Source organism: Gilvimarinus sp. DA14, assembly GCF_024204685.1.
Taxonomy (GTDB): domain Bacteria; phylum Pseudomonadota; class Gammaproteobacteria; order Pseudomonadales; family Cellvibrionaceae; genus Gilvimarinus.
The window spans coordinates 2,755,705-2,779,943 of the sequence record NZ_CP100350.1 but is presented as its reverse complement, the minus strand read 5'-3'; the positions used below and the strand labels follow the sequence as shown (position 1 = coordinate 2,779,943).

At 53.1% G+C, this 24,239-nt stretch carries 25 protein-coding genes; 12 read left to right on the top strand and 13 right to left on the bottom strand.

Going from position 1 to position 24,239, the window contains the following annotated elements; all coding sequences use genetic code 11:
* Positions 1-156: 156 nt before the first annotated feature.
* The 4 genes from coaBC to slmA are packed head-to-tail and all read left to right on the top strand — an operon-like array spanning position 157 to position 5,485.
* Positions 157-1,374, top strand: coding sequence for a bifunctional phosphopantothenoylcysteine decarboxylase/phosphopantothenate--cysteine ligase CoaBC (gene coaBC / locus NHM04_RS12165; RefSeq protein WP_254264062.1), 1,218 nt, complete (start codon positions 157-159; stop codon positions 1,372-1,374).
* A complete protein-coding gene (locus NHM04_RS12160; protein WP_254264061.1) occupies positions 1,371-3,917 on the top strand; it encodes a phosphomannomutase/phosphoglucomutase in 2,547 nt (848 codons plus the stop codon). The genes coaBC and NHM04_RS12160 overlap by 4 nt, the downstream gene beginning before the upstream one ends.
* 2 nt (positions 3,918-3,919) lie before the next feature.
* A complete protein-coding gene (gene argB / locus NHM04_RS12155) occupies positions 3,920-4,822 on the top strand; it encodes an acetylglutamate kinase (protein ID WP_254264060.1) in 903 nt (300 codons plus the stop codon).
* Positions 4,823-4,870: 48 nt separating this feature from the next.
* Complete coding sequence (slmA, locus tag NHM04_RS12150; RefSeq protein ID WP_254264059.1) at positions 4,871-5,485, top strand: nucleoid occlusion factor SlmA; 615 nt, start codon at positions 4,871-4,873, stop codon at positions 5,483-5,485.
* Here slmA and NHM04_RS12145 read toward each other — a convergent pair whose 3' ends face one another.
* Entirely contained in the window at positions 5,486-6,106 is a 621-nt protein-coding gene (locus NHM04_RS12145; RefSeq protein ID WP_254264058.1) for a hypothetical protein, read from the bottom strand. It abuts the gene before it with no gap.
* A 12-nt stretch (positions 6,107-6,118) separates the two neighbouring features.
* On the bottom strand, positions 6,119-6,760 hold the full coding sequence (gene pyrE, locus NHM04_RS12140; protein WP_254264057.1) for an orotate phosphoribosyltransferase: 642 nt from the start codon (positions 6,758-6,760) through the stop codon (positions 6,119-6,121).
* 208 nt (positions 6,761-6,968) lie between these two features.
* Here pyrE and NHM04_RS12135 point away from each other — a divergent pair, with 208 nt between their 5' ends.
* Positions 6,969-7,739 carry an exodeoxyribonuclease III gene (locus NHM04_RS12135; protein ID WP_020210635.1) on the top strand — a complete coding sequence of 257 codons (771 nt, stop codon included), beginning with the start codon at positions 6,969-6,971 and terminating at the stop codon, positions 7,737-7,739.
* A gap of 45 nt (positions 7,740-7,784) precedes the next feature.
* Here NHM04_RS12135 and rph read toward each other — a convergent pair whose 3' ends face one another.
* Positions 7,785-8,507 (bottom strand): ribonuclease PH, encoded by a 723-nt coding sequence (gene rph, locus NHM04_RS12130; protein ID WP_254264056.1) that lies wholly within the window; start codon positions 8,505-8,507, stop codon positions 7,785-7,787.
* A gap of 108 nt (positions 8,508-8,615) precedes the next feature.
* Between rph and NHM04_RS12125 the strand changes: the two genes are divergently transcribed.
* Positions 8,616-9,482, top strand: coding sequence for a YicC/YloC family endoribonuclease (locus tag NHM04_RS12125; RefSeq protein ID WP_254264055.1), 867 nt, complete (start codon positions 8,616-8,618; stop codon positions 9,480-9,482).
* Between the two features lie 4 nt (positions 9,483-9,486).
* Here the strand turns inward: NHM04_RS12125 and NHM04_RS12120 are convergent, their stop codons facing one another.
* The 5 genes from NHM04_RS12120 to NHM04_RS12100 all read right to left on the bottom strand — a co-directional run bounded on the left by NHM04_RS12120 (position 9,487) and on the right by NHM04_RS12100 (position 14,824).
* On the bottom strand, positions 9,487-10,029 hold the full coding sequence (locus tag NHM04_RS12120) for a YqaA family protein (protein ID WP_254264054.1): 543 nt from the start codon (positions 10,027-10,029) through the stop codon (positions 9,487-9,489).
* Positions 10,030-10,102: 73 nt separating this feature from the next.
* Positions 10,103-10,894, bottom strand: a complete 792-nt coding sequence (locus tag NHM04_RS12115; RefSeq protein WP_254264053.1) for a DUF1206 domain-containing protein — start codon at positions 10,892-10,894, stop codon at positions 10,103-10,105.
* A gap of 127 nt (positions 10,895-11,021) precedes the next feature.
* Positions 11,022-12,053, bottom strand: a complete 1,032-nt coding sequence (locus NHM04_RS12110; protein WP_254264052.1) for a LacI family DNA-binding transcriptional regulator — start codon at positions 12,051-12,053, stop codon at positions 11,022-11,024.
* Positions 12,054-12,223: 170 nt separating this feature from the next.
* Positions 12,224-13,240, bottom strand: a complete 1,017-nt coding sequence (locus NHM04_RS12105) for an outer membrane beta-barrel protein (RefSeq protein WP_254264051.1) — start codon at positions 13,238-13,240, stop codon at positions 12,224-12,226.
* Positions 13,241-13,372: 132 nt separating this feature from the next.
* The gene (locus NHM04_RS12100; RefSeq protein ID WP_254264050.1) at positions 13,373-14,824 is read right to left on the bottom strand and encodes a RimK family protein; all 1,452 of its coding nucleotides are present in this window, start codon (positions 14,822-14,824) and stop codon (positions 13,373-13,375) included.
* A gap of 107 nt (positions 14,825-14,931) precedes the next feature.
* Here NHM04_RS12100 and NHM04_RS12095 point away from each other — a divergent pair, with 107 nt between their 5' ends.
* From NHM04_RS12095 to NHM04_RS12085, 3 genes are all read left to right on the top strand, one after another.
* Positions 14,932-16,029, top strand: a complete 1,098-nt coding sequence (locus NHM04_RS12095) for a GNAT family N-acetyltransferase/peptidase C39 family protein (protein ID WP_254264049.1) — start codon at positions 14,932-14,934, stop codon at positions 16,027-16,029.
* Positions 16,030-16,158: 129 nt separating this feature from the next.
* Positions 16,159-16,362: a CsbD family protein gene (locus tag NHM04_RS12090; protein WP_254264048.1), complete on the top strand. Its 204-nt coding sequence runs from the start codon at positions 16,159-16,161 to the stop codon at positions 16,360-16,362.
* 25 nt (positions 16,363-16,387) lie between these two features.
* Positions 16,388-16,948 (top strand): exopolysaccharide biosynthesis protein, encoded by a 561-nt coding sequence (locus NHM04_RS12085; protein ID WP_254264047.1) that lies wholly within the window; start codon positions 16,388-16,390, stop codon positions 16,946-16,948.
* A 7-nt stretch (positions 16,949-16,955) separates the two neighbouring features.
* On the opposite strand, the gene NHM04_RS12080 is transcribed toward NHM04_RS12085, so the two are convergent.
* A complete protein-coding gene (locus NHM04_RS12080) occupies positions 16,956-17,231 on the bottom strand; it encodes a hypothetical protein (RefSeq protein WP_254264046.1) in 276 nt (91 codons plus the stop codon).
* A gap of 288 nt (positions 17,232-17,519) precedes the next feature.
* Here NHM04_RS12080 and NHM04_RS12075 point away from each other — a divergent pair, with 288 nt between their 5' ends.
* On the top strand, positions 17,520-17,870 hold the full coding sequence (locus tag NHM04_RS12075; protein WP_254264045.1) for a hypothetical protein: 351 nt from the start codon (positions 17,520-17,522) through the stop codon (positions 17,868-17,870).
* A 31-nt stretch (positions 17,871-17,901) separates the two neighbouring features.
* Here the strand turns inward: NHM04_RS12075 and NHM04_RS12070 are convergent, their stop codons facing one another.
* From NHM04_RS12070 to NHM04_RS12060, 3 genes are all read right to left on the bottom strand, one after another.
* A complete protein-coding gene (locus NHM04_RS12070) occupies positions 17,902-18,240 on the bottom strand; it encodes a P-II family nitrogen regulator (RefSeq protein WP_020210976.1) in 339 nt (112 codons plus the stop codon).
* 192 nt (positions 18,241-18,432) lie between these two features.
* Positions 18,433-19,701, bottom strand: a complete 1,269-nt coding sequence (locus NHM04_RS12065; protein ID WP_254264044.1) for an ammonium transporter — start codon at positions 19,699-19,701, stop codon at positions 18,433-18,435.
* Between the two features lie 30 nt (positions 19,702-19,731).
* Entirely contained in the window at positions 19,732-20,070 is a 339-nt protein-coding gene (locus NHM04_RS12060) for a P-II family nitrogen regulator (protein WP_254264043.1), read from the bottom strand.
* Between the two features lie 450 nt (positions 20,071-20,520).
* Here NHM04_RS12060 and NHM04_RS12055 point away from each other — a divergent pair, with 450 nt between their 5' ends.
* On the top strand, positions 20,521-20,769 hold the full coding sequence (locus tag NHM04_RS12055; RefSeq protein ID WP_254264042.1) for an accessory factor UbiK family protein: 249 nt from the start codon (positions 20,521-20,523) through the stop codon (positions 20,767-20,769).
* Positions 20,770-20,840: 71 nt separating this feature from the next.
* Entirely contained in the window at positions 20,841-22,331 is a 1,491-nt protein-coding gene (locus NHM04_RS12050; protein WP_254264041.1) for a YifB family Mg chelatase-like AAA ATPase, read from the top strand.
* Here NHM04_RS12050 and NHM04_RS12045 read toward each other — a convergent pair.
* Positions 22,309-24,063 carry a bifunctional diguanylate cyclase/phosphodiesterase gene (locus tag NHM04_RS12045; protein ID WP_254264040.1) on the bottom strand — a complete coding sequence of 585 codons (1,755 nt, stop codon included), beginning with the start codon at positions 24,061-24,063 and terminating at the stop codon, positions 22,309-22,311. The two genes, NHM04_RS12050 and NHM04_RS12045, sit on opposite strands and share 23 nt — an antisense overlap.
* Between the last annotated feature and the right edge of the window lie 176 nt (positions 24,064-24,239).

Below are 24,239 nucleotides of genomic sequence, written 5' to 3'. Positions count from 1 at the left end.
TTTTTATGTATACAGTCAAGTTCAGCGCCGTGCGCTTTGCAAGTTAAGCGCTCGAATCAACCGCCACCGAGCTTGTTAACTGCATTTTGAGGCTTAATACGGCACCGGTTAAATGTTATCTTAGGCGTCTCAACTCGAAGCGAGCACTCACTTGGCATGAGCACCCTGCAAAACAAACGCATACTGCTCGGGGTAACCGGCGGAATTGCCGCCTACAAAGCCGCCGAACTGGTGCGCCGCCTGCGCGAGGGTGGCGCCGAGGTGCGGGTAGCCATGACCCGCGCGGCCTGTGAATTTATCACCCCCATGACCATGCAGGCACTATCCGGTCAAGCCGTGCACACTTCGTTGCTGGACCCCGAGGCCGAGGCCGCAATGGGTCACATAGAGTTGGCCCGCTGGGCCGATGCCATTCTAGTTGCGCCAGCCAGCGCCGATTTTATTGCCCGACTGCATGCCGGCATGGGCGACGACCTGCTTACCACCCTGTGCCTGGCCACCCGCGCACCTATTTATATCGCCCCGGCCATGAATCAGGCCATGTGGGACTCGGCCAGCACCCAGGCCAATATCGCCGCCCTGCAAAGCCGGGGCATTATCGCCTTTGGCCCGGGCAGCGGCAGTCAGGCCTGCGGGGAAATCGGGCCCGGCCGCATGCTCGAACCCATTGACCTAGCCACACGCCTGGCAGACACCTTTAGCGCCGGCTCTTTAACTGGAAGCACGGTAGTTATTACCGCCGGCCCCACCCGTGAAGCGCTGGACCCAGTGCGCTATCTCAGTAATCACAGCTCGGGAAAAATGGGCTATGCGCTGGCCGAAGCCGCTATTGCCGCCGGCGCCAAGGTGATTTTAATCAGCGGCCCCTGCCAATTGCCCGCCCCCGAGGGCGCAGAACTACTTGCCGTCGAGAGCGCCGAGCAGATGCTGGCCGCCAGCCTGGCAGCTGCCGCCAGTGCGGATATTTTTATCGCCGCTGCCGCCGTGTGTGACTACCGACCGCTTAACATCAGCGAGCAGAAAATCAAAAAGAACGGCAAAGACCCGCTCACGCTGAAACTGGTGGCCAATCCAGACATTATCGCCAGCGTGGTGGCCGCCCAGCCAAATCTGTTCAGCGTCGCTTTTGCAGCCGAGACCGAGCACGTTCTGGACTATGCTAGAGCGAAGCGCCAACGCAAAGGCGTAAACTGTATTATTGCCAATGACGTCAGCGCAGCCGGCATCGGCTTTAACAGCGACGACAATGCCGTCACCGTGATTGATGAATCTTCCGAACTCACTCTCGACAAACGCAGCAAGTCGCAATTGGCCCGCGCACTGATCGACCTGCTGGCGGAAAAAAGTAAAAACATAAAGGACCAGGCACTATGACCCAGCAACAGGGCAATCCGGCCACAGCGCCGGACAGTGATACCGAAACCGCCAAGCCCAAGCTGACCAGGGGAGAGAGACGCGCCCAGGAAGCAAAGCAAAAGCTGCACGCCAAGCGCCATCGTTTACTGTTTGTTCTGGTGGGTGTAACCCTTGCAATTAACGCGCTTATCGCCTTTTTATTGCACGACTCTATGGTGGAAGAAAAGCAGCGCCAGCGCGTTGCTCAGGCAGCCAGTGAAAACGCCGCATCGGCTGCGCGCGCCATTGAAACCTATATAACCGAGCGAATCGAAACAGTAGAGCAGTGGAGCGCCGACCCAGAACTAGCGGCGGCCATTGAGGCACGCGACGCCCAACGACTGGAAGCCATCACTGCACGACTGGCCCGAGGCCAAGAGGATTTGCTTGCGCTGCGCGCCTACCCCGAAGGTAGCGAAGCCTTAATCAGAGAACACGGTGCCCCGGTGCGCTACGCCGAGCTAGACCTTATTCGTCGCAGCACACGACGCCAAGACACCCTAGCAGAGGTGGCCCCCCTGGACTCCGGCTGGCAGCTACATATCGCCCGCCCGGTACCACCGCAGGGCGAGCAAAATGCCGCCGGCAGCCTCCTTGCGACTTTTAAACCGCAGACTGCCGTTACCTCACTAAACAACGCCAATGCTCAGCTAGGCAAAACCGAGCTGCAACAATCCTTTTCCAGCCATAAGCCGCTAATGCTCACCAGTATCGGCGAAGGCAGCGCCGCACCGGCCGCAGAGCAAAAAATTGCCAACAGTTATCTGAGCATAAAGTTCACGCCCTCGCAGCGACTGGTGGACCAATCCGCAGAGCTGCCGGGCATGTGGATTTTAACCATTAGCCTTCTGGTTACTGCCGGACTCGCCCTGGCTTTGCTGTTACCCCGCCTGCTGATTCGGCCTAAATCCGGGGCGGAGGGTGAAGGTCTGATATTGCCCCAGCAATATAAAGACAGCCGCAATGAAACAGCCGATAACCAAGAAGACAACGAGCCGGCCAGCCCACCGCAGCCGGGCAGCCTGTACCAGTCGCAGGACATTCTGGATATTGAAGTTATCGAAGAGGACGCCGATATTCTGGGGCTCGATAGCGCCGAACCACGTAAAAAAGCACCGGCGCAACCCACCCCCAGCGCCAGCCACGCAGAGGTTCCCGATCAGGTGTTCCGCGCCTATGATATTCGCGGTAAGGTCAGCGACGGGCTGACCCCCGAACTTGCCATGCAAGTGGGCCTCGCCTTTGGCAGTGAAGTACAAGACCAAGGCGAAACCTCGGTAGTGGTCGCCCGCGACGGTCGCAACCATAGCCCCGAGCTGTGTGAGAGCCTGATTGAAGGGCTGCTGGCTTCAGGTTGCGACGTGATCAATATTGGTGTGGTACCGACACCCCTGATGAATTTTGCGGTGTGCGAGCTGCCCGGCACCAATAGCGGCGTGATGGTCACCGCCAGTCACAACGGAGCCGAATACAACGGCTTTAAAATGGTGATCAACGGCGAGTCTCTGGCCGACACTGCGATCAAAGATATCCGTTCACGCATCAACCAGCGCCGATATCTCGAAGGCCAGGGTGAACTCACCGAAGAGGACATCGTTGCGGACTATATCGACCGAATCTTTTCCGATGTCGCTCTGGCCGGCCAAATCACTGTGGTAATTGATGCTGGCAACGCCGTAACCGGCGCAGTTGCACCGCAGCTATTCGAAGAACTCGGTTGCGACGTTATTCCCCTCTACTGTGAACTGGATGGCAACTTCCCCAACCACGCACCCGACCCAAGTAGTGCAACAAACCTGCAAGACCTCATTGCCAAAGTTAAAGAAACCGAAGCGGATTTAGGCCTTGCCTTTGACGGCGACGGCGATCGCTTAGGGGTTGTCACACCGGCAGGTCAAATCATTTGGCCGGATCAGCTGCTGATGTTGTTTGCCAAAGATATTCTGTCGCGCAACCCGGGCGCGGATGTCCTGTTCGACGTCAAGTGCTCTAAACAACTCAATCAGTTAATTTCCAGCTACGGCGGCCGCCCGATTATGTGGAAGACAGGCCACTCGCACATGAAACAAAAAATGCAGGAGACAGGCGCGCTGATTGGGGGCGAGTACTCTGGGCATATCTTTATTAAAGAGCGCTGGTACGGCTTTGACGATGGCCTGTACGCTGCAGCGCGAATGCTGGAAATTATCACTTTGCGTGACCAGCCCATCGACGAAGTCTTTGCCGCATTTCCCATGCTTCCCAGCACACCGGAAATTCGCATCCCGGTCGCTGAAGAGCAAAAGTTCAAACTGATTGAAAGACTGTGTAACGAGGGTGACTTCCAAAATGGCAAGGCAACCACTATTGACGGTTTGCGGGTGGATTTTTCCAAAGGCTGGGGATTGGCGCGAGCCTCAAACACCGGCCCTGAAATTACCTTGCGCTTTGAAGCCGAAAGTGAAGAAACTCTGAATAAACTACAGCAGCTGTTCAAGCGCGAGCTGCTCAAAATCGACAAAAACCTCAACCTGGAATTTTAACTATGTCTCTTGATCGCGATGCTGCGATGAACATTGCCAAGGTGCTGACCGAGGCTCTGCCCTATATCCAACGTTTTACCGGTAAAACTATTGTCGTCAAGTTTGGCGGCAACGCCATGGTGGACGAGGAACTGCAAAACAGTTTTGCCCGCGATATTGTGATGATGAAACTGGTGGGCATGAACCCCATCGTCGTTCACGGTGGCGGCCCACAGATTGGCGACCTATTAAACAAGCTCAATATCGACTCCAAGTTCGTCAATGGCATGCGGGTTACCGACAGCAAAACCATGGACGTAGTGGAAATGGTGCTGGGCGGTACGGTAAACAAGCAGATTGTCAGCTTGATTAACCGCAACGGTGGTGAAGCGATAGGCGTTACCGGCAAAGACGGGCAGCTTATTCGCGCGAAGAAGCTTGAGGTAAAGGCGCAAACTCCCGAAGTATCCACCTCGGAAATTATCGATATCGGCCACGTGGGAGAGGTTGCCTCTATCAACAAATCCGTAATCGATATGCTGCTCAACAGTGATTTTATACCTGTGATTGCCCCCATCGGAGTAGGCAAAGACGGCGCCTCGTACAATATCAACGCCGATTTGGTCGCCGGAAAAATTGCCGAAGTTTTGCAGGCCGAAAAGCTGATGCTGCTGACGAATGTGGCTGGCCTGATGAACAAAGATGGTGAAATTCTCACCGGCCTTTCTACCTCACAGGTAGATGAACTGATTGCCGACGGCACCATTTACGGCGGCATGTTGCCGAAAATCAGCTGCGCTCTGGATGCCGTAAAATGCGGGGTCACCTCAGCGCATATCGTCGATGGTCGCGTCTCGCACGCTGTGTTGCTGGAAATCTTTACCGATGTCGGCGTAGGCACCTTAATCACCAATAAATCCGTATAAACCCTTGGCCCGGCGCTGCCGGGCAGATCAACGCTAAGAGTTTGCGCCATGAGCAAAACCAATCAGAAAGTATCTCGTCGTCAGCAAATCCTCGAAGCCCTGGCCCGAATGCTAGAGGCCAGCCCGGGTGCGCGCATCACCACCGCCGCCCTGGCAAAAGAAGTGGGGGTTTCAGAGGCGGCGCTGTATCGCCACTTTCCGAGCAAATCCAAAATGTTCGAGGGGCTGATTGAGTTTATCGAAGAGACCATCTTTTCGCGCATCAAACTGATTCTGAGTGAAGAGCCAGGCGCATTAGAGCGCTGCGAAAAGATTCTGTTCTTACTGTTGAGTTTTACTGAGCGCAATCCAGGCATTACTCGCTTGCTGACGGGAGATGCATTAACGGGGGAAACTGATCGCCTGCGCAATCGAGTAGCGCAGTTTTTTGAACGCATTGAAACCCAATTAAAACAGGTATTGCGCGAAGCTGAATTACGCGAAGGTTTACGCCCCACGCTGTCGCTGACCGCAGCGGCCAATTTGCTGTTGTGCGTTGCCGATGGCAGGATTACTCAATTTGTACGCAGTGAGTTTAAACGTCAACCCACCGAATACTGGGCGGATCAATGGCATACCCTGGCCAGCGGCTTAATGAAGCCAGTGGCCATGATGAACTCTTAATTAAGAATTGATTTCTTTAAACCGCTCAATATCGCGGTCATATTTGGCCGCTTTCTCGTCTAACTCTTGGCTACGGGCTTTAATTTGGCGGCGCAATTCATGAGCCTCTGCATCCAGACTGTTGATATTCTTTAGCACCGTGTCCGACACCTCATTACCGTTGCGTTCCATAATCCCTGCTCGGCGCTGCTGATCTTCCAGTTGAGCGACAATACCACTCAGATTAGACTGCAGCAGACTGACGTTACCCTGCAACTCACTTAACGCGCGCTTTTTTGCCGACTGGATATCTTTAACCGAGCTGAATCGACGCCGCAGCTGTGCATCCCATTCCGCCAAGGCCGCTTCACGACGCAACTTCTCCGCGTATTTAACGGCATCTTCACCCTTGGGAGCAGGAGGCACGGTTTTCAATACTCGCCCAGTGTCAGTGATAATCTCATAACCCTTGGCAGCAGCATCCGGCGGAATACTCTGGTTTACCATTAAACTACCGTTATCACTTTTGTAGCGAAACAGCACATCGCCTAAATCGCCGTCGTCCTCCTCGGCGAGGCCGGAGTTGCAAATTAATACCATCCCCAAAGCCAGTGCCGTGCCACTTAGGTATTTAATAATCATTGCGTCTCTCCGCTATACGCCATAGCTCTCTCGGTAGGCCTTAATAGCCTCTAACCGTTCTGAGCCACCCTGTTGCTCAAGATAGCTGATAATATCGCTCAGGGTAATAATGTTGACCACCGGAATTTGATAGTCCCGCTCTACCTCGCCGATTGCGGACAATTCACTTTTGCCGCGTTCTTGTCGATCCAGTCCTATCACCACACCCGCCGGTTGGGCCCCAGCGGCCGATATAATCTGCATGACTTCTCGCACAGCCGTGCCAGCGGTAATTACGTCATCGACGATTAAGGCTCGGCCGTTAAGTGGCGCCCCCACCAAGGTGCCCCCCTCGCCATGATCTTTGGCCTCTTTGCGGTTAAAACAGTAAGGGACATCTTTATGATGGTGTTCAGCCAGGGCCACAGCCGTAGCACTGGCCAGAGGAATGCCCTTGTAGGCCGGACCAAAAATCAGATCGTATTCGACGCCCGCTTCGGCAATAGCCTGGGCGTAGAAACGCCCCAGCGCCGCCAGCCCCATACCACTTTGAAAAAAGCGCCCGGCGTTAAAGAAGTACGGGCTAATGCGGCCCGACTTCAGGGTAAACTCACCGAATAATAGAGCCTCTTTAGCAATCGCTAATTCGATAAATTCACGCTGGTAGTCTTTCATATTGAGGCTTTCCTGTAGAGATTTCGTCAAAACGGGCTATTATAATGAAACGAGCGCGGCGCGTACCGCCGCTGCGGAGTCGATTTTTTAACCAGAAAAGATAAAAAAATGTTAAAAAATCACGCCGAAACCCTGGGACACTTGCCAACCCATACCACAACCGCTCCCAGCTCGGGTATCATACACAGTCCGCAACTAAGGGGCTAACATGAGAGTTATCAGTCTGAGCGTCGATGGCATATTCCAGGCGGCGCAACGTGGCCTGTACGAATGGCTAGACAGTCAGGACGCTGACATTATCTGCCTGCAGGATTTACGTGCACTCGAGTACGAGCTGGACGACGATATTTTTCATCCTGAAGGCTACTTCGCGTACTTCTTTGATTCCGGAACACCTCACTATAACGGTGTCGCAATCTATACCCGCAAACAGCCCAAAGCGCTGATTTTTGGACTGGGCTTTTCGTCGGGCGTCGATATGGAAGGCCGCTACCTGCAGGTTGATTATGAACATATGAGCATCGGCTCGCTACTCGCCCCCAGCGCCAGCTCAGAGGTGGAGTCTCAGGAAGTTAAAATTAAGTTTTTTGACGACCTGCAGGCACATATGGACAAAATCACCCGCAAGCGCCGCGAGTATATTTTCTGTGGCAACTGGCAGATGGCCCATACCCCGCGGGACGTAACCGACTCAGACGCGTTGCAAAGTGAATCCGGCTTTTTGCCCCATGAGCGCCAGTGGCTGAGCCAACTGTTTAATCAGATAGGCTATGTGGATGCCTTCCGTCGCGCCATTCGCGATCCGGATGAGTACAGCTGGTGGCCTAGCGGTAAAATTGGCACAGGCCCCGGCTGGCGTACCGACTTTCAAGTGGCCTCCAACGCCATCGGCCAGCGGGTAGAGTATGGTGCGATCTACAAAAACGGTCAGTTTTCCAGTCACTTGCCTGTGATTGTCGACTACGATATGGAGCTATAGGGGCGCACCGCACCCCGTCTGATGTCAAACGCCGGACGTCCGAGGCTAAGACTCGGACAAGGCCTCGCGCTGTAGCTTATTCAACTCGGCAATTCCCTGCTTGGCCAACTTAAGCATTGCGGCAAACTCATTCTCGGTGAAGGGTTCTGCTTCCGCGGTACCCTGAATTTCGATAATCCCGCCGTCATCCGCCATCACCACATTCATATCCGTATCGGCGTTGGAGTCTTCGGGATAATCCAAATCCAACACCGGCTCGCCCTGATAGATGCCCACAGAAACAGAGGCAATCGCGCGTAACAGCGGGCTTTCTTTAACCATCCCCTGCGCCTGCATCCAGGCCATTGCATCGGCCACGGCAACCCAGGCACCGGTGATGGAAGCCGTGCGCGTGCCGCCATCGGCCTGAATGACATCGCAATCGATGTGTAGAGTATTTTCACCCAGCTTGGCTAAATCTACCGCCGCGCGCAGCGAGCGGCCGATCAGTCGCTGAATTTCTACGGTTCGGCCACCCTGCTTACCACGCGCCGCTTCGCGATTCATCCGCGTGCCGGTTGAACGGGGCAGCATGCCATACTCGGCGGTAAGCCAGCCCTGATTTTGCCCCCGTAAAAAAGGCGGCACACCAGGCACGACACTGGCAGTGCAAATCACTTTAGTCTCGCCAAACTCGACTAACACCGAACCCTCCGCGTGACGGGTAAAATTGCGGGTTATGGAGATGTCGCGCAATTGATCACTGAGGCGGCCACTGGGTCTTTGCATACTTCGAATCCTGTATTGGGACAGCGTGAAGTCGCTATCGTGTATGGTATTATCCCATGTTAACGTCTAAGCACCGCAGCAGGCCAGCGGCCAGCCAAAGGAAGTTCCATGCCACGCAGTATGACCGGCTTTGCCAGGATCGAGCACAAATACTCTGACTACACGCTGATCTGGGAAGTGCGCAGCGTCAACCATCGCTACCTGGAAATGTACTTGCGATTGCCGGAGGAGTTTCGCGAAATTGAAACTGCACTGCGCGAAGTTACCCGCAAAAAGTTGCAACGGGGCAAAGTCGAGCTCAGCTTGCACCTGCAGACAGAGCAAGGCGATGATGGCCAGATCGGTTTAGACTCTGAGCGTTTGCAACAATTAGCCGACGCTTGCCGCCGTATTGGCGAACAAGTCCCCAATTGCGCCCCCATAAACCCCCTCGAGGTACTGCGCTTTCCGGGCGTACAAGCAGCCGAGGGAACCGACCGCGATGTGCTTTTGCAGAACGCCCTGAGCCACTATGAACAAACCCTGGATCAGTTGATCGAGCATCGCACACGAGAAGGTGCAGAACTCGCGATTTTTATTGAGCAGCGTCTAGACGCTATTGGCCAGCAGGTTGCGGACGTTCGCACCCGCCTGCCCGAGATCCTCAGAGCCCAGCGAGAAAAGTTGTTGGAAAAAATCAGCGCACTGCAAATAGAGCTGGACGCCGACCGCCTGGAACAAGAGATAGTACTACTGGCGCAAAAAGCGGATGTCGATGAAGAGCTAGACCGTCTGGACACTCATATTCAAGAAGTGCGCCGAACTCTAAAACAAAAAAATTCGCTCGGGCGACGCCTGGATTTTTTAATGCAGGAGCTCAACCGCGAAGCGAACACTTTATCGTCTAAATCTATCGTCAGCGAAACAACACAAGCTGCCGTAGAGCTGAAAGTCTTAATAGAGCAAATGCGCGAGCAGATTCAGAATATCGAATGACAGGTTACATCGCCAAGCCCGCTAGATAGTGCAATACGGCATAGATCGCTGCCAATATTAGACCTGCAATTAAACTAGTACGCAGTGCATGTTTTTGCCACATGTGCTGCACTTTATCGCCATATACCGCCACCAACCAAGCCAGACCAAAATAGCGAACTCCACGAGCAACAAGTGCCGCCAGTACAAAAAGTACAATAGAATAACCGGCGATGCCCGCACTTAACATTGCCACCTGGAAAGGAATGGGCAGCACGCCTACGATTAATATTGCACCGAAACCATAGCGTTCAAAAAAGTCCTGAAAACGTTCAAAAGTTTCGCCCCAACCCATAGTCTCTACAACCCAGTTTCCCAGAGAATCGAAGAACACCATGCCAACGGCGTATCCCAGCAGCGATGCCAGCAAACAGGCAGCCGTGGTTACAAACGCGATGCGCCATATTTTTTCACGGTTAGCTGCCATTAATGGAATTAACACCAGCTCTATAGGGACAGGTACAATAATGGTTTCAAGAAATGAAAGAACGCCGATAAACCACAGCATATGTCTCGACTGACTGACCCTTTTAAACCAGTATTGAGCACTTTGGGAACCGAGGTATTTGCCCATCTAACTGCTAACCTCGCAAATTGATTTTTCTGTAACGAGCTTCAATCAAACTGTATGCGGCGAACGCCAACAAACCAACGGAAATTACCGCCAGCAAAACGTTACCCAAAGTTTGCTCACGCAACCAAGCAAAAGCTTTATCCATTCCGCCCGCCTGACTAGCATCCAGGTGATACACCGCCAACATTAATAGCCCACCGACGATAACCAGTACTACCCCGCGGCTAATCAAGCCTATACGGCATAATGGGTACAGCCATGACTGCAAAGATGCAGGTACCGCAAAGTGACGATCAAAGCGCACAGCCCAGCCCTTGTAGGCGTGGGAAAGACCGGCAACGACAATGGCAAGTGCCGCAAAAATTAAAAGTGCGCGCCCAGGGAAACTTCCCATAAGATCGCCCACAAGACTTGTGTTATTTTTTGTCTGTTCAGAGCCTGCCGACAAAATTAACTTAAAAACAAAAAAAGCCAATAAAAAATGCAACACTGCACTGGTTAATAGGCTGGCGCGAATTGAAAGAGCTTTGAAGTCCGTGCCGTGACCATCCGCATCCGCCACCGCCTGAACCACACGCCACAGCGCATACGCAAGCAAACCGATGCCAATGCACGTAAGAATTACAGTACCAAAAGGCTCGTCGAGTAAAGTCTGCAAAGCGCCTTTCCCGCCCGTTGTCTTACCCCCGGCTCCTAGCGCAGCCAATAAGGCCAAACCGCCCACCAGCAAGTACACCACTGCCCTTGCGGCATATCCGCTGCGAGCGAGAATAGATAAAGTGTTTTTTTGTAATGACATACCCGATCCTTAGCCGACCACCCAAGCCTAGTCTCGGGCGCCAGTCAAGCTCAGAGCAAAATACATTCCGATAATTAACCTCTGGAACACAGAGGTGACCATGGCGTGAAAAAATAGCCTAATCAGGCTAGGACTTTCCTCCGCAAGAGCCGCGAATGACTAACTGTGCGGGTATCAGAAAAGATTCCACGGGCTCGCTTTGCATAAGTCTTAGCAAGTTATCCACCAGCAGCTCACCGGCGAGCTTGGTATTCTGCTGTACAGTCGATAACGGCGGATAGGTATAGGCGGACATTGGAATGTCATCAAACCCCATAATCGCGATATCACTCGGAATGTTGAGTCCCTGCTCTTCCAGGGCTTTCATCACCCCGATAGCGATTAGATCGCTGGCTCCCAGCACCGCGTCGAAAGGAATTTTTCGCTCTCGTAACTGCAATGCCGCTTGGTATCCGGAGTCTTCCGAGGTTTCAGCATCAATTTGCAATTGCGGATCCACCTGCACCCCCGCTTCCTGCAAGGCTAAACTATAACCTTCGTAGCGGCGCTTAAACTCTGGACTGCCATCGGAGATACCACCGACAAAGGCGATACGTCGATGCCCAAGCGCCAATAAGTGATCCACTGCCTGGCGGGCACCATTGAAGTTGTCGCAGCCTATGGAAACCCCTGGCTGACCTGGCAATACCGGCCCCCAGGTAATGTAGTGGGCATCCTGTTCATCCAGATGCGTCAGCTTTTTTACATAGGTGGTGTAATCGCCATAGCCGAGAAAGATAATCCCATCAGCGCGGTTGGCGTCTTCGTAATCCGCATGCCAATCATCGCTAAATTGCTGAAAAGAAATCAGCAAATCATAGTTTTGGTTGGCACTAGCACGAATGATACTGGCCACCATAGACAAGAAAAACGGATTGATTAATGAATCGCCGGTGCCGTGATCTTCATTCAGCAGCAACGCAATCGTCTTAGTTTTTTGTGAACGCAGGTTGCGAGCATTTTTATCGACCTTGTAATTAAGTTCGCGCGCGATTTCTTTAATACGCTGCTTGGTTTCCTCGTTAACCAGTGGGCTATCACTCAGTGCTCTGGACACAGTCGCCTGGGACACCCCAGCCCGGTAGGCGATATCAAAAGAAGTGGGTTTGCGGTCTTTCATAGGCTGCTCTCGGTTGTTGTTTTACGCAGCAGGTAAGCTGAACTTACCCTAGAGTGCCATCATAGCAGAATAGACAGATTCCCCCTATCTTCGCCAGAGCAAAAAAAACCGCCCCAGAGGGGCGGTTTAGGAAAACACGGGCGCAGAACTCACACCCTGTACAAGACTGGCTATTTAGGCAGTTCTGTCTGTACAACCACTTTGCGATCTTCCCGGTTGGGGTAGTCGCCAGCAGCTTCGGTCTCACCTTTCCAGTTCACAGTAATACGGCTCGAGGCAATGCCTTTATTAACCAGGTAATCGTGAACAACTTGTGCGCGTTTCTTAGACAAGTTCATGTTGTATTCGGCCGGACCCGCACCATCGGCGTAACCGGTCACCAACAGCTCCACTTGCAGGTCTTTGTTCGCATTGAGGTCGGTGATCAAGTTATCCAGTGCTTCCGGAGTCTCCAAAACTGCCGAGTCAAAGGCAAATTCGGTTACGACATTGACAGGCTTAGTTGCTGGAGGAACTGGGGCAGGCGCCGGGGCTGGCGCTGCGACCGGCGCTGCGGCAACCGGCTCAGGCTTATCGACGTGACCAAACTGCCACAACAGACCAAAGGTAACGGCTTGAACATCGGGCTGACGACCCCAGTCATCACCAAACTCGTTAAAGTACTCATACTGCAAGCGAGCCTGCAAATGTTCATTCGCGCGAAATACCAAACCAGCACCCGCAGTCTCAGTCCAACCATCAGAGCTATAAGACTGATACTGAAAAACGTCTCCGCCCTCTACCAGATTTGCGTCATAGTAGAAGCCACCGCCGCGAACGTAAGCCATCCAGCGATCCGAAAGCGGCAAACCGACAAGCACGGATAAATCGTACCCTTCGACACTGACTTCAGATTTCTTCGCGTTGTTGCCAACCATGTACCACGAAGTTGCTTCGCCAAGTTCGTGGTAACCACTCTCAATAGCGAAATAATCATTGAAGCGATAGCCGGCAAAACCGCCGTATACCTCATCGTCCTCTTCGCATTTTATCGACATATCGCGACATGCCGATTTGAATTCACTGGCACCGGTTTGGCCGCCCAGGTAAAAACCTGATTTCGCGTAAGGAAAGTCATCTGCGGTTACCGTGCTAGAGAGAACCAACAGACTACAAAAAACACCGGGCAAGCCGTATTTAATTTTCATTTGTAACTCCTGTAAAAACATTTACGCCTTCTTAAGGCTCAACCATACCATGAGCACACTCATAGTAAGTGTGCTCTACTTTGCGAACAAAAAAATCAATTATTAGATTATTTAGAACGTATCCCGTTAGAACTAACGGTTCTCGAGACGCTTTCGGAACTCCGCCATAACAGCGTTATAAAGTTCCGCCCCCAGATACTTGTCTTCCACCGCAGAATCCACGGATGGATTATCGTTGACTTCGATTATATAAACTTTTCGGCCTTCTTGCTTAATATCTACACCGTAAAATCCGTCGCCAATTAATTTACACGCATCAACGGCCGCCTTTAACACTATCTTTGGGACTTCGAAAGTTGCCATAGCGTCAAAGCCGCCAGAGGACGAGCCGCTACCCGAATGATTATAAATCTGCCAATGATTCTTCACCATGTAGTAGCGGCAAGCGTATAAAGGCTGGCCGTTTAAAACGCCAATACGCCAATCGAATTCGGTGTATAAAAAGCCCTGCGCCAACAACAGCGCGCTTCCCTGAAACATCTCTTTCAATATGACCTTCAGCTCCTCCAGGGTATTGGCCTTTTTTACTCCCACAGAGAAGGAACCATCCGGTATCTTCAACACCACCGGCAAACCCAGCTCATCAATCAGCGCTTGCTCCTTGCCCATATCATTCTTGGTTAGAATTCGCGTGGGCGGCATAGGCAGCTTGTGGGTACTTAACAGCTGACTTAAATACACCTTATTAGTACAGCGCAAAATAGAATCTGGATCATCCATCACCACCAGGCCTTCCGCTTGGGCTGTGCGGGCGAATCGATAGGTGTAGTGATTTACCGATGTAGTAGCACGAATAAACAATGCGTCATACTCCACCAGTCGCGACAAATCTTTGCGCCCAATGGTCTCCGCCATAATGCCCTGACGCTCTGCCGCTTTGATAAACCGCTTTATCGCCACCGAATTACTGGGCGGCATAGGCTCCTCTGGATCGACCAAAATCGCCATATCGTACTTGAGCTGCTTACGCGAGCGCGGCTTGCGCCACACGAGACGACTGTATCCATCCAGGGCCTCAGCGAATAAAGTTTGTTCGGCCTCGTTAAGCTGATGTAAAGCGACAGATTCGAGCGACTGCAAACGCCATGTGTCACGTTTGGTAAAATTAACCCGCACGATGGGCACGGCTATCTGTTCGAACACACTGCGGGCAATATCTGCCAAAGCGTCAAATTCGCATTTACCAAAACACACTAGCATTGAGCACTTCTGGCTAGCGCCTGCCAATAGATTTAGCTGTTTATCCAGGGAGGTATTAACGCTCAGCACCGCAGACCACTGACGCTTGGACAGATCGCGCAGCGCCTTAACCGAGGGGATCACTTGCTGCGCCCGAGCCTCAGCCAGCAACGAACAATAGTACCCCGTAGATAAGTAATCGTACTGCCGGCAAAGGTTTATTACCCGACAGCGCTCGCTGGGTGCCACGTCCGCCAGATAATCACTAGCCAGCACCACATCCGCCGACGGATACAGTCCCGCCCAATCGGTCTGCTTGTCTACCACAATCTTTAATTGCGTCATCTATGTCCTACCCCTCCGGGTAAAAATTGTCGCTTGCACGAAGGCGCAAGTGTGGCAAAATCGTAGCAATTAGCAAGCGATATCATCGCTATTTTTACGGTCTTTACATGAGTCAGTCCCTACCCCTTCGCCGCGCCCAACGTTCAGACCTAGATCAACTGGTCGCCCTGGAAAGCCGCTGCTTTACCAGCGATAAAATAAGCCGCCGCAGCTTTCGTCAGTTTCTCGAGTCTGACCTCAATCAGGTGCTGGTAGCCGGGGAAATACCCGTAGCCTATCTGCTACTGCTGTTTCGCCGAGGCACATCCATGGCGCGAATTTATTCGCTAGCGGTAGACGAATCGCACAGAGGACAAGGGCTGGCGCGCAGACTGCTGCAGGCCGCCGAGCAGAACGCGTTAGAGAGACGCATTTTGTTTCTTCGGCTTGAGGTTGCCACGACAAATCATGCTGCCATCGCTTTATACCAAGCCATGGGCTATCACCCAATCAAACGCCTAAGCGGTTATTATCAGGACGGCAGTGATGGCTTGCGCCTGGAAAAGCGCCTGGGTCGCAACCTGGCCAAACCCGAGCGCCTGGATTTTTATGCGCAAACGACCGATTTCACCTGCGGCCCGGCCGCCGCCATTATGGCTATGCGGCATTTGGACCCTGTCCTTCAACTCGGGCGCATTGACGAAATAAACCTTTGGCGCGAAGCTACTACCGTTTTTATGACCCAAGGGCACGGAGGTTGCTCGCCACAAGGGCTGGCTCTGGCGTTAACAAAGCGCGATTACGACGTACGACTGTTACAGTCCAGCGACAGGATTCCTTTTATCGACAGCGTGCGTAACCCCGACAAGAAGGCGGTGATCGAATTAACCCACTACCACTTTATCGACGAGCTTAAAAATAGGTGCACGCCCTGTGAAACCACATCTATTGACGAAGCCGAGCTGCGCCAGGCGTTCAATGAAGGCTTTGAAATCCTGCTGCTGATAAGCACTTATCAACTAAACCGCAACAAAGCGCCACACTGGGTCTGGCTGGTAGCGCTGGACGATCAATTTGCCTATATTAACGACCCGGACATCAACAGCGCCGAGCACTGTAGCTCACTGGATAATGTGCATATCCCCATACCCTTGATCAGCCTCAAAAAACTATTGGGCTATGGCAAACACACATACCGTGCAGCCGTTTTATTTCGTAATAAATAGCCGGACTTTGTAAAATTTCTAATCCCCCATCGGCCGACTCGCCCTATTACAGCAACTTCCCTCAGTTTTTCGCTGGTGCGTAATTTGCTAAAGACTCGCTGTCATTTTTTAAGCAGTAGGAGTCTAAACATGAACGCCGAACAGCTAAAAGGTAACTGGAATCAATTAAAGGGCAACGCCCGGGAACAGTGGGGTCGCTTGACCGACGACGACATCGATAAAGTTCTAGGCCAGCGGGATAAGCTGGTCGGCAGAATCCAGGAGCGCTACGGCCTCAGTAAAGAAGCGGCCGAACACGAAGTCAACGTTTGGTCTGTAAAATTTGAACAGTAATCACTGAGGCAGGCAGGAGCAGCGCGTGGAAAATCTAACGGCAACTATCGAACAAATTGAGGACGCCGAGCGTGGGGAAAAAATACACGTCGGTAAAGTGATGGAAGCTTTTTCCAGCCGCGGCTTCGGCCCGCTGCTGCTACTGCCCTCTCTTATAACATTTCTACCCACTGGTGGGATACCGGGTGTGCCAGCAGTCTGTGGTGTACTGATTATTTTGATCGCTGTGCAATTATTACTAGGGCGCTCGCGTCCTTGGATTCCATCGCGCTTAGAAAAGCTAGGAGTGGATCGCGAGAGATTTGTAAAGCTGTTGGATAAGTCCAAACGCTTTACCCAGAAAATCGATAAGGTAATTCGACCGCGCTATCAGTTTCTCAGCGAACCCTTGGCGATTCGCTGTGAGGCAGTGCTCATTATTGCGCTGGCAGCCTCTTTGATCCCACTAGGCCCTATCCCCTTTGCCGCGGCAATTCCGTCAGGGATATTGGTATTAATATCCCTTGGAATAGTCAGCCGGGATGGGCTCTTGATTATGGTCGGCATGGCACTCAGTGCCATAGCCGCCATACTGTTTTTTATGTAAACCCAATTTACATAAAGCTGCCAGAGTACTCACTTGCCGGTTTGCCCGGTCGATCATTAGCACTGTGGTTGGGAACTTCGTTGATTTTTCCTCCACGTGCCAGGAAAGCTTCTATTTGCTGCGACAATTCAGAGCGCAGCTTTTCTCTCGAGGCAATACTAAAATCCTCTGGGGGCTGAGCTCTAGTATCCTCAGAAGCACTGATTTCTTCTTGATCATCCATTTCCACCTCCTCGTCCTGGTCAAGGTCGCGGGTTTCATCCAGCTCATATTGACTCGCCATAATCACACCTCTCACAAATGTGCATTACAAAACTCGCCAGCATAAACATCCAACAGATGCTATTAAACGGGCTTAAATCACCCGCTTTTTTGCTTTTATTTCGGTGTCTTTATAACGCATCAACAGGCGCAGGTCACAAACTTTTTATCGCTTTTTTAGTCTAGTTTTTTATTACTGCGGGAACGCGCTTTCATTTTTGTTATTTGTACGTTTTGCCTTAAAAAATTTTGCACCAAATCTCAACTATCGCTAGACTCGGCCGTTTCCCTCGTGTGAGCAGGTGACGGTATGAACGCCCCCCGTGAAGCCAAACAATTTCCCGAACTAAAGCACCTCAGCGAAGATGAGCAAAGAGCCTTGCTAAAGGCAGCTCGTGAGGATGTATTTGGCCCAGATGTCAGGCTGGAACGCTGGCGCGGCAATATTGTGAACTTTGCGCTGATGTTTGCTGTATCTGCGTTTTTTACCGCCTGGCTGGCCCCGGCTATGTCCCTCTCGCGAGACAGTGCTGCGCTGGTAATGTTGCTTATTATTCTGCCGGCCTTCTTTGTACTGCAGCACAGGCGCTACCGTGCGCTGCTGCACAAAGCTCTGCAAAAGCGCCTGACAGCGCATGCAGACACAAAAAAAGCGCCTTAAGGCGCTTTTTTTGAAACTTGATACGGAGTACTTAAATGGCCTCTGAGCCAGTCTCACCGGTACGGATACGGATAATTTCCTCCAGTGGCGTGATAAAGATTTTACCGTCGCCAATCTTGCCAGTTTGCGCCGCTTTGGTGATGGCTTCTACAGCCTGATCCACCATGGAGTCATCAACAGCCAGCTCGATTTTTACCTTGGGAAGAAAATCCACCACATACTCTGCACCGCGATACAGCTCAGTGTGGCCTTTTTGACGGCCAAAACCTTTGACCTCGGTTACCGTCATACCCTGAACACCGACCTCAGACAGTCCAGTGCGGACGTCATCGAGCTTGAACGGTTTTACGACAGCAGTAATCAGTTTCATTGCGGGTTCCTTTTTTGTCTTAGTCTCACATTGCGGCAATCTGCCCGGCTCGGCCGGCGCGCTTGCGCTGAGGGTTTAGGCTAAAGATACACGCTGAGCGCGGGAAAATCATCCTCTTCGTTAGCCCTGGATCATATACAACGTGAGAGAAGGTTAGAAACGGCCCGCTGAGCGGGCCGTTGATACCGAGACTTACTTAGAAGAAGTGAACTCAGGGTAGGCTTCCATACCGCATTCGGCAAGGTCAACACCTTCGTACTCTTCCTCTTCGCTAACGCGCAGACCGATGATCACCTTGATGATGCTCCAAACGATCAGGCTCAACACGAAGACCCAGACAAAGATGGTCAGCGCGCCGACGATCTGGCCAACAAAGCTAACACCGCCATTGGTTACCGGCACAACCAGCAGACCAAACAGACCTACAACACCGTGTACAGAGATAGCACCGACGGGGTCATCGATTTTCATTTTGTCCAGCGCAATGATAGAGAAGACCACAATCACACCACCCACAGCACCGATCAAGGTCGCCGCCAGCGCGGTTGGAGTTGAAGGCTCAGCGGTAATGGCAACCAGGCCAGCCAGGGCACCGTTAAGCGCCATGGTCAGGTCGGCTTTACCGAACAGGATACGCGCAACAATCAAGGCAGCAACCAGACCACCGGCAGCGGCGGCGTTAGTGTTCAAAAACACCATAGCTACAGAGTTGGCGTTGGCAATATCGCCCAGCTTCAGAACCGAACCACCGTTAAAGCCGAACCAGCCCATCCACAGAATGAAAGTACCCAGGGTCGCCAGCGGCAGGTTAGCACCGGTGATCGCGTGGATTTCGCCGTTAGGGCCATACTTGCCTTTACGAGCACCCAGCAGGATTACACCAGCCAGGGCTGCGGCGGCGCCAGCCATGTGCACAATGCCGGAACCGGCGAAGTCAGAGAAGCCCAGATCGCCCAGGTTGTACATGCCCAATACATCGGCACCACCCCAGGTCCAGCTACCTTCCATCGGGTAGATGAAACCGGTCATAACTACCGCGAAGGTCAGGAATGCCCACAGCTTCATGCGCTCGGCAACCGCACCAGAGACGATTGACATAGCAGTCGCTACGAATACCACCTGGAAGAAGAAATCAGAGGCGCCCGAGTAAATAGAACCGCCTTCAAAGCCATCTTCACGGCCGGCAAAGTCAGCCAAAGTAGAGGCAACATCAACCTCTTCAATGCCCGATAAAAAGATTCCGCCGCCGTACATAATCGCGTAACCGCACACCAGGTACATGATGCACGAAATGGCGTACAGAGCGACGTTTTTAGTCAGAATTTCGGTGGTGTTCTTTGCCCGAACCAGACCGGATTCCAGCATGGCGAAGCCCGCTGCCATCCACATTACCAGTGCGCCACACACCAAAAAGTAAAAGGTGTCCATGGCGTACTGCAGATGAAAAATATTATTTTCCATTGCTTAATCCCCGTTTGTTGTCAATTCGTTTTAAAGCGCTTGGTCGCCGGTCTCTCCGGTGCGAATCCGAAGAACCTGCTCAAGAGCGGATACAAAGATTTTGCCATCGCCAATTTTGCCGCTGTTGGCAGCTTTGGTGATAGCCTCGACTACGGAGTCAAGCTCCGACTCTTTTACGGCAATTTCCACCTTGGTTTTGGGCAAAAAGTCGACGACATATTCAGCGCCGCGGTACAGTTCTGAATGGCCCTTCTGTCGACCAAAGCCTTTCACTTCGGTGACGGTCATGCCGTGCACGCCGATGTCGGATAACGCTTCGCGTACCACATCGAGCTTAAACGGCTTGATAATCGCTGTTACCAATTTCATTTATTGTGCTCCTAAAAAAACCCGCACCCGAGAGTGCGGGAAACACTGGAAAGACGGCCTGCTTACTTCGCAACACCGCAAAGCAAACAGGTGAAAGACCCATTAAAGAGGCTCCACGCCCTTTGCTGTGTACTCAATCACAACTTTGCACAGAGCAGGCCAACAAAACTTAACCCTTAAATATCAACAACTTACAAATAAATCAGGGGCTGCTAAAGAGAGAATTGAGCCTCTCCGGCCCCCGGAATGCACCAATACCGTGCCCCACAAAAAACACGGCGCACCATTTGTGCACCAAAAAGAGTAGTACATATTACGAGCAACTTTTACCCTCTTTAATACGCACCAGAATGCGGCTTTTCAGAGGCAAAACATGTATTTGGCGCCAGTAGTCAAACACTTCATCGCAGAGGGTGTAGAATAAAAGCACCAAAAATAACCGGAATGACTATGCAATCGATCGCTCAGCAACTGTTTGAAGAATTGAAAAGGCAGGCGCCCAACCTGGACGAATTGCCCAGACCGGAGTTCAATCGCCTGTTACAGGGCGCACTGCGCAAGCTCGATCTGGTCAGTCGCGAAGAATTCGATGCTCAGGCCGCCGTGCTGGCCCGCACCCGGGCGCGGCTCGAAGCATTGGAGGCTAAGGTGGCAAACTGGGAAGCGCAGCAAGCAACGGACGACCCAAAGCTCAGTTGACCACTCGCAATGAGCTAACTAGCCTCGGTTAATAACGTTTCCAGCTAACAAGCTGCTGCAAAGGATTGCCTATGTCGCTAGCCATTGTTCACACCCGCGCCTGTCTCGGCGTTGAAGCGCCGCCGGTAACGGTAGAAGTTCACCTATCCAACGGCCTGCCGGGGCTGGCCATTGTGGGCCTGCCGGAAACGGCGGTGAAGGAAAGCAAAGATCGGGTACGCAGCGCTCTGCTCAATAGCCATCTGGAGTTTCCCGCCCGCCGTATCACCGTCAATCTGGCGCCGGCCGATTTACCCAAAGAGGGAGGCCGCTATGATCTCGCCATCGCCATAGGCATTCTCGCCGCCTCTGGGCAGGTACCTACTGCCGGTCTCGATCATCTGGAATTTATTGGTGAGCTCGCCTTATCGGGGCAGCTACGCCAGGTAAAAGGTGCTCTACCCGCCGCCCTCGCCTGCCGCGACGCAGGACGCTGTCTGATTACGGCCCAAGACAACGGCGCAGAAGCGGCTCTTGCGGGCCCACAGCAAACCCTGACTGCCGATAACTTGCTGCGCGTGTGCGCTCATTTACACGGGCGCGAGCAGCTGCCCTTTGCCCAGCTGCCTCCAGACCTCGCCCCGCCAACGCCGCCCGAACTTGCTGATGTGCGCGGCCAGGAACACGCCAAACGGGCTTTGGAGATTGCCGCCAGCGGCGGCCATAATCTGCTCATGTACGGCCCACCTGGCACGGGTAAAACCATGCTGGCAAGCCGCCTGCCCGGTATTTTGCCGCCCATAGAAACCCGCGATGCGATGGCCATTGCCGCGGTTTACTCAGTATCCGGCAACCAGGCACCCGCTTGGCGCCAACGCCCATTTCGCGCGCCCCACCACACGGCTTCGGCTCCGGCGCTGGTAGGCGGCGGCAGTAACCCGCGCCCAGGGGAGATATCTCTGGCCCACGGCGGCGTGCTTTTTCTGGATGAGCTGCCGGAGTTTCAACGCCAGGTGCTGGAAGTGCTGCGCGAGCCCATGGAAAGCGGCGAAGTGCGTATTGCCCGCGCCCGCGCGCAAACCTGCTACCCAGCGCGCTTTCAACTTATTGCCGCCATGAACCCCTGCCCCTGCGGTTACTTTGGTGATAACGATGGCCGCTGTCGCTGCACGCCAGATCAAGTACAGCGCTACCGGGGTAAGATTTCAGGCCCCCTGCTGGATCGCATTGACCTGCACGTACCGGTTACCGCGGTACTGCCCACCGAATTGCATAAGGCCCCAGCGGGAGAGCCGAGTAAGACGGTGCAGCAGCGGGTAAAACAGGCCAGACAAAGGGCATTGGCGCGGCAGGGCAAAAGCAATAGCGAGCTGGCCGCGCAAGACATTCAACAACACTGCCAGCTGAGCGAAAGTGACGAAGCGTTTCTGGCCGGCGCGGTCGAGAAGCTAAAACTCTCAACCCGCGCCTATCACCGCGTACTTAAAGTCGCCCGCACCCTGGCCGATATGGCCGCCTGCGACACAATCGGGCGCAACCAGCTGGCCGAAGCGCTTAGTTTCAGAGGCTTGGATCGGGGGTAGTATCGGGTTTGGGGTCAAGTTTGCTGGCCAGCACCTTTTCCAGGGTCAAGCCATCAATCACTTTAATAAGTCGCGAGTAGGCATGGGGTGCACAAAGAAAATAGCCCTGCATCTGATCACACCCTTCCTCCGCCAGCCACTTCTGCTGGCTGGCAGATTCCACGCCCTCGGCGACCACCACCTTACCCAGGTTGTGCGCGAGGTTAATCATGGCCGATACCAGGCGGCGCTCACTGCGCCGGCGCAGTAAGTCGGCCATAAACTGGGAGTCTATTTTTAACGCCGCTATAGGCAGACGCTGCAGATGCAAAAACGACGAACTGCCGGTGCCGAAATCATCCAGCGCGAAGGTTACGCCAAAATAAGACAGGGGCCGCATGCAAAGACTGACCATGTCGATATTTTCCATCAGCGCGGTTTCGGTCAGTTCAAATTCGATATAGTTGGGATTGGCCCCGGTTTCGGCAAATATATTGGCCACATGCTGCACCATGGCTTCGTCTCGAAACTGACGCGCCGAGAGGTTAATCGCCATTTTGATGTCGATGCCACAATCTTTCTTAAGACGCTGCAAGTCTTCGCAGGCGCGGCGGATCACCCAGTAGCCGATGGTAAAGATCAGCCCCGTATCCTCCGCAATGGAAATGAAATTGTGCGCGCTGAGAATCCCCTTTTGCGGGTGATTCCAGCGCAATAACGCCTCTAGCGCCACCACCTTGCCACTGCGCACCGAAAAGCGCGGCTGGTATTCAAGATAGAGCTCGCTGTTGTCCACGGCGCGGCGTAAATCCTCCTCAAGACTTAGGCGATAGCGCACGTCGCGGTTCATTTCTTCGGTAAAAAAGCGGAAATTGCTGCCCTCAACCTGCTTGGCCTGATACATGGCCAGATCGGCACTTTTGAGCAGCGCATCGGCGCTGCGCCCTGCCTCAGGGTAGGACGCAATACCCACGCTGCAACCCACCTGCAGCTGGTAGCCATTAATGTCGTAAGGCGCGCTGATTTGCTCGATGATCTTAACCGCCAAATGAGCGATATCCGATGAACTCTCGACATTCAGCAGCAGCAGCGTAAATTCATCCCCGCCCATACGCGCCATAGAGTCACTGCGGCGCAACAGTTGCTGTAAACGCTCGGCGCACATACGAATCAGGCCATCGCCGACATCGTGACCGTAGCGATCATTGACGATCTTAAAGTCGTCCAAATCGATAAACATAAGCGCAAAGCGCATGTTATCGCGGGTGGCAATACGAATGGCGTTTTCCAGACGATCGCGAAACAACACCCGGTTGGGTATATCCGTGAGAGGGTCGTGGTGCGCCAGACGCGCCAGGTACTGCTCGCTGCGCTTGCGCTCCAATGCATATCGCAGCGAGCGCTCTAGTCCCTCTGGCGAGACACTGTCGAACGCCAGGTAATCGGCGGCTCCCGCCGGAATAGCTTCGCGATCGAGTACATTATTCATCTCACGCGAGGCGACCACCACCGGGGCGGGGCAAAACTGGTTTTTGACCAGGTTGAGTAAGTCGCGACCGCGCTGTAGCGCCTCATCCATAAACAGCAGGCCCAGGTCGTAATCACCACTGAGCAAAGTCACCAGCGCATCGTCCAGCGCAACATTAGACACGATCTGATAGCGGCCGGGCGCTATTTCATCCAGCCAAGAAGAGATTTGAGCGGCGAGCTCATCGCCACCATTGAGCAGCAGTACGCTGATGCTCGTTGTCATTGTTACGTCCCTACCACTTTCGCAAATTCCGTCTCGATCAAACCTGCTTTACGTGTTATCGCTTATTTTTTCGGTAAAATCAGATATAAAAAGTGCCTTGCTGCACCCCAACCAGAGCCTTTATTCGGCGCTCATTGTTGCGCCTAAATCAACCAAAAAGTCCTGATCTGCAAACA

Excerpts from the sequence above, each read along its gene's own strand:
- coaBC (WP_254264062.1), top strand. The coding sequence starts at position 157 with ATGAGCACCCTGCAAAACAAACGCATACTGCTCGGGGTAACCGGCGGA.
- NHM04_RS12160 (WP_254264061.1), top strand. The coding sequence starts at position 1,371 with ATGACCCAGCAACAGGGCAATCCGGCCACAGCGCCGGACAGTGATACC.
- argB (WP_254264060.1), top strand. The coding sequence starts at position 3,920 with ATGTCTCTTGATCGCGATGCTGCGATGAACATTGCCAAGGTGCTGACC.
- slmA (WP_254264059.1), top strand. The coding sequence starts at position 4,871 with ATGAGCAAAACCAATCAGAAAGTATCTCGTCGTCAGCAAATCCTCGAA.
- NHM04_RS12145 (WP_254264058.1), bottom strand. The coding sequence starts at position 6,106 with ATGATTATTAAATACCTAAGTGGCACGGCACTGGCTTTGGGGATGGTA.
- pyrE (WP_254264057.1), bottom strand. The coding sequence starts at position 6,760 with ATGAAAGACTACCAGCGTGAATTTATCGAATTAGCGATTGCTAAAGAG.
- NHM04_RS12135 (WP_020210635.1), top strand. The coding sequence starts at position 6,969 with ATGAGAGTTATCAGTCTGAGCGTCGATGGCATATTCCAGGCGGCGCAA.
- rph (WP_254264056.1), bottom strand. The coding sequence starts at position 8,507 with ATGCAAAGACCCAGTGGCCGCCTCAGTGATCAATTGCGCGACATCTCC.
- NHM04_RS12125 (WP_254264055.1), top strand. The coding sequence starts at position 8,616 with ATGCCACGCAGTATGACCGGCTTTGCCAGGATCGAGCACAAATACTCT.
- NHM04_RS12120 (WP_254264054.1), bottom strand. The coding sequence starts at position 10,029 with ATGCTGTGGTTTATCGGCGTTCTTTCATTTCTTGAAACCATTATTGTA.
- NHM04_RS12115 (WP_254264053.1), bottom strand. The coding sequence starts at position 10,894 with ATGTCATTACAAAAAAACACTTTATCTATTCTCGCTCGCAGCGGATAT.
- NHM04_RS12110 (WP_254264052.1), bottom strand. The coding sequence starts at position 12,053 with ATGAAAGACCGCAAACCCACTTCTTTTGATATCGCCTACCGGGCTGGG.
- NHM04_RS12105 (WP_254264051.1), bottom strand. The coding sequence starts at position 13,240 with ATGAAAATTAAATACGGCTTGCCCGGTGTTTTTTGTAGTCTGTTGGTT.
- NHM04_RS12100 (WP_254264050.1), bottom strand. The coding sequence starts at position 14,824 with ATGACGCAATTAAAGATTGTGGTAGACAAGCAGACCGATTGGGCGGGA.
- NHM04_RS12095 (WP_254264049.1), top strand. The coding sequence starts at position 14,932 with ATGAGTCAGTCCCTACCCCTTCGCCGCGCCCAACGTTCAGACCTAGAT.
- NHM04_RS12090 (WP_254264048.1), top strand. The coding sequence starts at position 16,159 with ATGAACGCCGAACAGCTAAAAGGTAACTGGAATCAATTAAAGGGCAAC.
- NHM04_RS12080 (WP_254264046.1), bottom strand. The coding sequence starts at position 17,231 with ATGGCGAGTCAATATGAGCTGGATGAAACCCGCGACCTTGACCAGGAC.
- NHM04_RS12075 (WP_254264045.1), top strand. The coding sequence starts at position 17,520 with ATGAACGCCCCCCGTGAAGCCAAACAATTTCCCGAACTAAAGCACCTC.
- NHM04_RS12070 (WP_020210976.1), bottom strand. The coding sequence starts at position 18,240 with ATGAAACTGATTACTGCTGTCGTAAAACCGTTCAAGCTCGATGACGTC.
- NHM04_RS12065 (WP_254264044.1), bottom strand. The coding sequence starts at position 19,701 with ATGGAAAATAATATTTTTCATCTGCAGTACGCCATGGACACCTTTTAC.
- NHM04_RS12060 (WP_254264043.1), bottom strand. The coding sequence starts at position 20,070 with ATGAAATTGGTAACAGCGATTATCAAGCCGTTTAAGCTCGATGTGGTA.
- NHM04_RS12055 (WP_254264042.1), top strand. The coding sequence starts at position 20,521 with ATGCAATCGATCGCTCAGCAACTGTTTGAAGAATTGAAAAGGCAGGCG.
- NHM04_RS12050 (WP_254264041.1), top strand. The coding sequence starts at position 20,841 with ATGTCGCTAGCCATTGTTCACACCCGCGCCTGTCTCGGCGTTGAAGCG.
- NHM04_RS12045 (WP_254264040.1), bottom strand. The coding sequence starts at position 24,063 with ATGACAACGAGCATCAGCGTACTGCTGCTCAATGGTGGCGATGAGCTC.